Annotated in this window: 3 protein-coding genes; all 3 read right to left on the bottom strand. The window is 56.3% G+C overall.

Going from position 1 to position 3,005, the window contains the following annotated elements:
• Positions 1 to 13 precede the first annotated feature (13 nt).
• The 3 genes from JQ575_RS43970 to JQ575_RS43960 all read right to left on the bottom strand — a co-directional run bounded on the left by JQ575_RS43970 (position 14) and on the right by JQ575_RS43960 (position 3,003).
• The gene (locus JQ575_RS43970) at positions 14 to 1,168 is read right to left on the bottom strand and encodes a sugar ABC transporter substrate-binding protein (protein ID WP_249167325.1); all 1,155 of its coding nucleotides are present in this window, start codon (positions 1,166 to 1,168) and stop codon (positions 14 to 16) included.
• A gap of 46 nt (positions 1,169 to 1,214) precedes the next feature.
• The gene (locus JQ575_RS43965; protein WP_249167324.1) at positions 1,215 to 2,570 is read right to left on the bottom strand and encodes a sensor histidine kinase; all 1,356 of its coding nucleotides are present in this window, start codon (positions 2,568 to 2,570) and stop codon (positions 1,215 to 1,217) included.
• Between the two features lie 70 nt (positions 2,571 to 2,640).
• On the bottom strand, positions 2,641 to 3,003 hold the full coding sequence (locus JQ575_RS43960) for a response regulator (RefSeq protein WP_249167323.1): 363 nt from the start codon (positions 3,001 to 3,003) through the stop codon (positions 2,641 to 2,643).
• Positions 3,004 to 3,005 lie beyond the last annotated feature (2 nt).

The raw sequence follows: 3,005 nt of genomic DNA, 5'->3' as shown, positions 1-3,005 counted from the left end.
CCCCCAGCGCTGTTCATCTTCTCTCGGAGGACCAAGGAAAATTGATATATCGATCACGGGTATCATAACAAATATTACCGTACATTTTTAGATACGCGGCACGGCGCTGAGGGTCGCGGTACACCGCTGCCGGGTCGGCCAAGTCCGACTCGTACAAACTCATGTTGTCGGACGTCAGCAGCTTGGGCAGAATGTCCATGGCCTGCGGAACACTTTTCCCTTCCAGCCAATCTGCAGCGTGCTGGGCCATGGCATAACCAAAAACGGGAGATGCGAGACTGACGCTTGTCTTGTAGGGACCGCCTTGCTTAATCTCTGCGACCGCTTCCGGCTCGCCATCGATACCGCCTAAAAACTGCTGCGGGCGCGCCTTGCCAGCCTCCCTTAGAGCAGCCAGCGCGCCTAAAACCACCGTGTCGGCGCCCATGACAACGTCAATGGAGGGGTCGGCGAGAAGGATGGTGCGCATCATGGCGGCACCACCTTCCTTGTCGACGGTCGCCGGTGAAATATCTGCAACGATGGTAACACCCGGAATCTCCTTGAGTGAGTCACGGATGGCGGCAAAGCGGGGCGCCAGAAATTGAAGACTATCGTGTGTCAGCAACACGACCTTCGCCTTGCCCCCAAGCTTCCCTTTGATGTAGGCGGCCGCCGCATCGCCGAGGACTTTTCCCGTCAGGTATTGCGGAGCGTTTAGAAGGGAGATAGCCGGCGGTGGAACAACAGTCCCGACATACCCGCCCGACCAGATGACCTTCTGAAGACTCCGGCTCAGAGACGGCGCATCGACCGGAGCGGCGACAACCGCGCCAACGTTGGAGGTTTGAAAAATGTCTACCTGCTCGATCATTTTTCTTGGATCGTTGTTGGCCAGCGCCAGCTGAAATTCGAGGCCTCGGTCTTTAGCAGCCATGGCGAGGCCGCGTGCAACACCTTGCATGAATTGGCGTTCGTTATCCTGCGCAAAGACCAATATTTTATGGAGCCCAGGAGGCGCCGCGCAGAGGGGCGACCGTTCGTCGAACTGTGGTAGCACAATCGGCGAAGTAATGCCTGGCGGCCCGTCCTGCGCCATCGATAAACTAATGCCGGCAACCAAACAAAGCAAAAGAGCCAATGCGCCGCCGACGGCAGCTCTATTCACGGTGCTAAGCGCAGCACCCAATGACGACGTCGCGCTTTTCCAGGATGAAACTCGGGGACCATTCATATCAATCGGCCGGTAGCGGAAACGTAAGACGCGCAAGGGTGCCGGGCTGACGCGCGAAGTATCCCACCTCGCCGCCAAGATTGCCAGCCATCGCTTTCACCAGCCGCGTTCCCAACCCGGTGCCCTTGATCGCACCGTTATCAATCCGACCGATACCGTCATCCTCCACGAGCAGTTCTCCGCGGCCATCCGACAAACGCTTCAAATTTACCCGGACCTCGCCGCGGCGTTCGGGATAAGCATATTTGAATGCATTCGTGACCCATTCGGTGACGACCACGCCGAGATTGATGCTGGAATCAGTCGGCAGCTTGAGTGGCTCAAGATTGTAGTCGAGCGACGCCCCATGGCCTTCGTCCTGCATCGAACTCTGCAGGCTAAGAAGCAAACCTGACAGATATTCGTCCAACGCTACCAAGCGCACGTCACCCGAACTGTAAAGCTTCTTATGCACATCCGATATTGCATAGATACGGGCCTCGGTCTCGGCAAGCGCATCCTTGGCAATTTGGTTTTGTACCGCGTTCGATTGAAGCCTCACCAACGAGGCAACCATCATCAGACTGTTGGCGACCCGGTGATTGACCTCGGCCAACAACACTTCGGCGCGATCGCGCGCCTGCGCCAAGGCGGACGTGCGCTCCTTTACCCTCTGCTCTAAATTGACATTAAGGTTTTTCACCTCGTCACGCGCCTGGGCGATTCCGACCGCATAACGAATACCAAGAATGGTTACTCCGCTAACAACCAGCACAATGATGATGCCGCCAAGCAGCGACACCCAGCGTAGCTTTGCCGCATTTTCACTCTGCTCAATCACACCAGTTATGAGCCGCTCGTCGGTCATTCTGATAATGCTGGAAAGGAAGACGTTTGCTTCGTCCATCAATGCTTTGCCGCGATTGGATCTGAATATCGCAAGCGCTTCGGCATCGCGCTGCTCCTTCTTCAACGCGATCGTGCGATCCATTTCGTCGATTTTTTCGCCGATGACGGTCGATAGCCGCCGAAGCATGGCATCGGCTTGCCTGTAGGACACCAGCAATACTTTAAGCCGGTCGAGTTGCCGCTCTAGAGACACCTTCGCGCTATCGTAGGGCGCAAGATAGATTTCGTTGCCGCCGACGATGAATCCGCGTTGGGCTGATTCCGCGCTCTGAATCGCACTGCGGAGTTCAACCGCCGAGATACGAGTATCACGCGCCTCGATGGCATCGTTAGCGTACGTCTGAGCCCGCTCGCCAAGCCAGATGGTCATCCCGACGATGCCCAGTAGGGTCAGAAGCCCAATAGTAAGCAAAACACCGGTGTATCTGAAAACAAAACGCCCTGAAATCGGCATTACGTACGTACTCATAAATCGATCGTGACTTCAAGCGCCGGACGGGTAGTGGATATCGGACGCAAGAGTCATCGACTGAGGCGGCTTACGCGGTCGGCGGGGCACCGTTAAGGAGCTGGGAAACTGCGGTGACGAGTTGCGCCAGAGCAAACGGCTTTGCTAGCAGAAGGCTATTTGGAACGCCCTTGGATGCCCATTCCTCGCCGTGAGTGCCGGTCATGTAGACGACGGGCATTGCCGGATCGATCTCCCTTGCGACGCGGGCCACTTCCCAGCCATCCAGTCCTCCGGGCAGATCGATGTCAGTCACGACTGCGCGAAATTTGGAATCGCCTTTGAGAAGCGTAATTGCTTCCTTGCCAGATGGTGCATTGGCCGATTCAAAACCACCGTCTGAAAGAGCTTCTTCCACTAAATCCCTAATAACCTGGTCGTCCTCGACGACCAGAA

The organism is Bradyrhizobium sp. JYMT SZCCT0428, from assembly GCF_018131075.1.
Lineage (GTDB): Bacteria > Pseudomonadota > Alphaproteobacteria > Rhizobiales > Xanthobacteraceae > Bradyrhizobium.
The sequence above is the reverse complement of the archived record's forward strand: the minus strand, read 5'-3'. Positions and strand labels throughout refer to the sequence as shown.